2 protein-coding genes are annotated in these 1412 nt (G+C 53.3%); one reads left to right on the forward strand and one right to left on the reverse strand.

Annotated elements, in window-relative coordinates:
• Positions 1-260 (reverse strand): response regulator (locus tag TY51_RS19850; protein ID WP_042253074.1); only part of this gene is annotated, 260 nt, incomplete at its 3' end.
• A gap of 642 nt (positions 261-902) precedes the next feature.
• Here TY51_RS19850 and TY51_RS19855 point away from each other — a divergent pair.
• A complete protein-coding gene (locus TY51_RS19855) occupies positions 903-1133 on the forward strand; it encodes a hypothetical protein (RefSeq protein ID WP_156118144.1) in 231 nt (76 codons plus the stop codon).
• The last annotated feature ends 279 nt before the right edge of the window (positions 1134-1412 follow it).

Here is a 1412-nt window from a genome sequence, read left to right on the forward strand (position 1 = left end):
GTCACGATGACATCGATTTTCGGCCATTCCTTGTTGATCTGTTCGGCAAGCCAGATCCCATCTTTCTCAGCGCTCAAGTCGATATCCGTGAACACGACCAGAATGTCAGGATAACGTCTTAGCAAAATCAAGGCTTCTTCCGCGTTCCTGGCCTCCATCGCCTCGAACCCTGCATCTTCCATGATCGAGACAGCCGTCATGCGCAAAAGGCCCTGATCCTCGACAACGAGAATTACCGGGTCAAATTGTGATATGTTCATACTTAAATTCTCATCTCATAGCGGTATGGGTATACGAGAGAAAAAGGAGTTCATAGCTCTACAGTTCCCACTGCGAAATGCTGTAGCGGCTAATCGCTCGTGGGCAGTGGTTTTCGAGGTCGGTAAGGGAGGAGTAGCCAATTGGCGGTATTTGACCCACCGGCAGGTTGCCGTCTGCCTGATAGACAACGGCTGACAGGTCCACTGAGCCTTCAAAGTGAGTGTTAGCTACAAGCTGCGGACATCTTCAAACTGGTATTCTCTTGCTGATCATGTTTCAGGCGGGGGTAAGGTCTGACCCCTGGACAGGCATGTCCCGACACGTTCCGACTGCACCAGCATCATGGTCAGGTCATCCTGTCCCAGATCAGGCGGTGCATGCGGCTCACCAAGCAGAGCATGCATTGCTCGAGGACGCGCCAGGCAGTGTGCGTGGCGATCGATTGTTGTCCATCTCGTCAACGTCCGGAACTTGCACCTAATCCATGAGGAAAGCCACCTTCGAGACCTTCGTTCTCTTGCATGGGTCATACAGAAATCAAAACATACGCGTTGAGGTTGTGAAACCCTCGGCCGCTTGCGGGGATTTAGCGTAGGTGCAGGCATTTGGTTGCATGCAACACCAGTGACATAAAATCCGGAATGACCATGCATACCAATAATGATTTGCTGGACGAGATCGAACAGCGTGCGTTGGCCGAGCGCGTTTTGCTAAATATCCTGCGCGCGACGCTTACTTGCCCAGGAGCAATGGACAACCAAAGTGTGGCGATGATGATGTCTGTCGCTGCAACGGAGCGCGAACGGCATGGCGATTACAAGGCTGCTGCCCTGCTCGGCCAATGGAAAACACTCGTTGACGGCTGGACCTGATTCAGTCCCTGGACACAGAACGCCTGGTGGTGGTCCCATTGGCTGGAAAGAACCAGGCGTCACCCCCCAGCCTCAAATATAACCTTGTTAATGTGGCCGGTGGTCATTCTAATTCTCTTGTTCCTAGAACTAGTCTTTTGAACCAAACCAAGGCCTGTTACGGGACGAATAAAACTGCCATCGGACCCGATGCCGCCAGCATGGGGCTCAGGTCCCCGCCCACCAGCGTGTAGCGATACTCTGTCCTGCTCTGCCCCCCGAAAACTCCAGCATCCGGCG

The sequence above is a fragment of the Paracoccus sp. PAMC 22219 genome, from assembly GCF_000787695.1.
GTDB lineage: Bacteria > Pseudomonadota > Alphaproteobacteria > Rhodobacterales > Rhodobacteraceae > Paracoccus.

Bases quoted from the DNA above. Each gene is read 5' to 3' on its own strand.
- TY51_RS19855 (WP_156118144.1), top strand. From the start codon at position 903: ATGACCATGCATACCAATAATGATTTGCTGGACGAGATCGAACAGCGT.